Here is a 3,699-nt window from a genome sequence, read left to right as displayed (position 1 = left end):
TCGACCTCTGGTACATCAAGCACTGGAGCCTGGCGCTCGATTTCTCGATCCTGTTCCGCACCATCGTTGTCGTCTTGCATGGCAAGAACGCCTATTGATCGGGGACGCGTTACAACACCCGTCGATGATGGCGCTCTAGGTTTTGTGGACAGTTATCTTAGCCATAGAGCGATTGCGGCGATTGTGACGACGGCGAGGTAGTTTCTCGCCGTCTTTTCATATCGGGTGGCGACGCGGCGGAATTGCTTGAGTTTGCTGAAACAGCATTCGACGAGGTGGCGCTGCGCATAGAGGTGCTTGTCGAGCCGGTGCTTTTTGGCGCGCGAGGGATTGTTGGGGATGACGGCGAGTGCGCGTTTTTCGTTGATCGCCTGACGAAAATGATCGGCGTCATAGGCCGTGTCCGCCATGACGATCTTTGCAGGCAAGCCTTCGATCAAAGGCGCCGCCTGTGGCGAATCTCCTGATTGGCCGGGCGTAAGCGTGAAGCGCACCGGGCATCCCAAACCGCGAACGGCGAGATGAATTTTGGTGCTCAGTCCGCCGCGCGATCGTCCAATGGCCTGATTTTGAGCCCCCCTTTTGCGCCGCTGGCGTGTTGATGTGCCCGGACGATGGTGGAATCGACAATCAGGTATTCGAAGTCTGGATCATCGGACATCGCCTCAAACATCCGCCGCCAGACGCCCTTTTGGCTCCAACGGTTGAAGCGTCGAAAGACGCTGTTCCACGCGCCAAAAACTTCGGGAAGATCGCGCCACGGCGCGCCCGTCCGCACGATCCAGAGAATCGCTTCGACAAACATCCGGTTATCGCGCCCGGTCGAGCCACACTGGTCCGGACGACCAATAATAAGGCCCGAAACACGTTCCCATTGTTCATCGCTCAATATCAGACGGTCCATACAGGCCAAGGCTTCCTCCTAAAAGAAAGCCTTGACTCACGCCGCAGCTGATTTGGGAATCCCGAGAGTCCACAAAACCTAGACCACCGCTTACGCCGCGGGCGGGCGGATTTCATCGGGGAAGCGCGCGGCGGCGATGCGCTGATATTCGTCGCGCACATGGACCTCGCCATATTGGCGCTCGAGCCGCCGCACGGTGAAATGGCCCTTGGCCAGCGACTGGAAGTGATCGATGAAGGCGAGATTGATCGCCGCGCCGCCAAAGGCGCCGAGCGCCGGCGTCGCCTGGGCGATGAATTTCTGGCCGACCACCACGCCGAAACGCGAGCCGAGCTGCGCCAGCAGCCGCACCAGGGCCGGGGCCGTCTCGTCGATGATTCCCCGGCTGGCGATATAGCGCGCCGCCTCCGAAACCGAACGCGCCAAAAGGGTGCGCACGGCGAAATAGCCGGATTCGGTGACGTTGGCGCCGATTTCGCGTCCGTCGAGGGCGAAAACCTCCAGGCAAGCCAGGGCTGCTTCAGGCTTGCCGAGATCCTCGCCCTCGGAGCGGGCGATATCGGCGATGGAGCGCAGCATCACGGTCGTGGTCACCGGCAATTCGAACGGCAGGCTGACGAGACCGAGAGCGCCGCCCGCCGCGCCGGAGGCCGCCGCCATGAGTTTGTGAGCCCGATTTCGGTTCTGCAGCGGCTTGCCGGCAAGGGAGGCGATCGCCGCGCGAAGAGCCGCGCGCATCGCCGCCATGGCCGCGCCGTCGATGATCTTGCCGACCTTTTCCGGCGCCAGGCCCTTGGCCAGGTTCAGCTTGCGGCCGACCATCCGCGACAGGCGCAAGGCCGGACCGACGCGCTCCAGCCGCCGCACCGCGTCGATAAGCGCGGCGTGGTCGGCGGGGGACATCTGGCTGGTGTCGAACTGGACATTCATGCGCGTGATTCCAAAGCGGATTTCAAAAATGGCGGCTTTGCGTCAACAATCAAGAGCGGATCAAGGGCCGAATTAACCGTGAAACCGGTTCCGACGTTAAGAACGACCCTTGCCGAATTATTGACGCAAAGCGACCCGGGGCCGTCGCGTCGCCGCGCAGGCCCGGGAAATCAGGCGATAGCGGGAAATGCCGACAATTTGATGGTTTTTCGGAAGCGCTTTTTATACTTAATCCGAACAACTCGAAAAATGAACGGGTTTGTCTAAAATGCGGCGGTTTTACTTATCCTGACGCCAAAGAGAGGCGGTCATTATTGCCCTAACAAAGGGAAATGACATGCGCTTCTCATCGCTCAAGGCCATCGGTTTCGCTCTCGCCGTCGTGTTCGCGCCGCTGTTCGCGGAAGCGGCCTCGGCCGGCCAGGATGTGGCTTATGCCTCGATCGGCGATGAAACCAGCATTCCCTTCGGGTGGGTGGAATTCTGCCAGCGCTACAAGGGTGAATGCGCCGCCTCGGGCGCGGCGGCCGACGTTAACCTGACCGAGAGCGCCTTGCGCGAAATCCAGCAGGTCAACGCCTGGGTCAACCGCAGCATCGAAGCGGTCTCGGACATGGATCATTGGGGCGTGGTCGATCGCTGGGACCTTCCGATGGACGGCAAGGGCGATTGCGAGGATTATGCCTTGTTGAAGCGCAAGATGCTGATCGAACGCGGCTTTCCCCGTCAGGCCCTGCTGATCACCGTGGTGCGCGACCAGCAGAACGAGGGCCATGCCATCCTGACCGTCAAGACCAACGCCGGCGAATTCATTCTCGACAACCTCAATGACGAGGTGAAGCCGATCAACCGCATCGCCTATCGCCTGGTGAAGCGCCAGAGCCAGGAAGACCCCAATGTCTGGGTGTCGCTCGGCCCGGTCGCCGCCCCGGTCTACGCCTCCCGCTGATTTTTCCCCCTGCAAGCGAGAGCCCCGCCCGAAAGGGTGGGGTTTTTGTTTGTCTTCCGTAACGAGGCGCGGTAACGGGGCGGCTGGTCGTCGCTCGATCCCCTCATTCTCGCGCCGTCATTGCGAGGAGCGAAGCGGCGAAGCCATCCCGAGGCGAAGCGTGCGTGTGGATCTGTTCGATTTCGAGCTTCCCGAGGAGAGGATCGCTCTGCGGCCCGCCGAGCCTCGGGAATCGGCGCGCCTTCTCGTGGTCGCGCCGCAGGGCTTGCGGGACCGTCTCATCGGCGACCTGCCGGAATTCCTGCGGCCCGGCGACGTGCTGGTGGTCAACGACGCGCGGGTCATTCCGGCGCAATTGTTCGGCTGGCGCGAGCGCGCCGGAATCCGCGCCCGCATCGACGCGACCCTTCACAAGCGCGAGGACGATTCGCATTGGCGGGCCTTCGTCCGGCCCGCGAAAAAACTGAAAATCGGCGAGACGGTGGTGTTCGGCGGACCCGGGGATAGCGCCGCCTGCCAGATGGGGACGCTCTCAGCGAAAGCGGTGGAGAAGAACGACGGTGAACTCCTGCTCGCCTTCAATCTGAGCGGACCGGCGCTCGACGACGCCATCCAGGCCCATGGCCACATGCCCTTGCCGCCCTATATCGCCGCCCGGCGTCCCGAGGATGCGCGTGACGCAAAAGATTACCAGACCTTGTTCGCAGAAAAATCCGGCGCGGTGGCGGCGCCGACCGCCGGTTTGCATTTCACCGATGATCTGGTGGCGGCGGCGCGGGCCGCCGGCGCCGGCATCGAGAAAGTCACGCTGCTGGTTGGCGCCGGCACCTTCCTGCCGGTCAAGGCGGAAGACACGGCCGATCACGTCATGCACAGCGAATGGGGGGAGATCGACGCCGCCACGGCGGCGCGGCTC

General features: G+C 62.5%; 4 protein-coding genes and 1 pseudogene. 3 read left to right on the top strand and 2 right to left on the bottom strand.

Annotated elements, in window-relative coordinates; all coding sequences use genetic code 11:
• Nucleotides 1–98: sugar transferase (locus ACLP2E_RS21335; protein WP_442467055.1), on the top strand; the 98-nt coding region annotated here is incomplete at its 5' end.
• Between the two features lie 54 nt (nt 99–152).
• On the opposite strand, the pseudogene ACLP2E_RS21330 reads toward ACLP2E_RS21335, so the two are convergent.
• Nucleotides 153–904: pseudogene (locus ACLP2E_RS21330) on the bottom strand (IS5 family transposase).
• A gap of 90 nt (nt 905–994) precedes the next feature.
• On the bottom strand, nt 995–1,834 hold the full coding sequence (locus tag ACLP2E_RS21325; RefSeq protein WP_442461530.1) for an EcsC family protein: 840 nt from the start codon (nt 1,832–1,834) through the stop codon (nt 995–997).
• Nucleotides 1,835–2,171: 337 nt separating this feature from the next.
• On the opposite strand from ACLP2E_RS21325, the gene ACLP2E_RS21320 reads away from it, so the two are divergent.
• Nucleotides 2,172–2,783 carry a transglutaminase-like cysteine peptidase gene (locus tag ACLP2E_RS21320; RefSeq protein ID WP_442461531.1) on the top strand — a complete coding sequence of 204 codons (612 nt, stop codon included), beginning with the start codon at nt 2,172–2,174 and terminating at the stop codon, nt 2,781–2,783.
• A 160-nt stretch (nt 2,784–2,943) separates the two neighbouring features.
• On the top strand, nt 2,944–3,699 hold a 756-nt coding region (locus tag ACLP2E_RS21315), incomplete at its 3' end, for an S-adenosylmethionine:tRNA ribosyltransferase-isomerase (protein WP_442467054.1).

The organism is Rhodoblastus sp. (genome assembly GCF_052145335.1).
Lineage (GTDB): Bacteria > Pseudomonadota > Alphaproteobacteria > Rhizobiales > Beijerinckiaceae > Rhodoblastus.
This window is presented reverse-complemented; position numbering and strand designations above follow the sequence as displayed.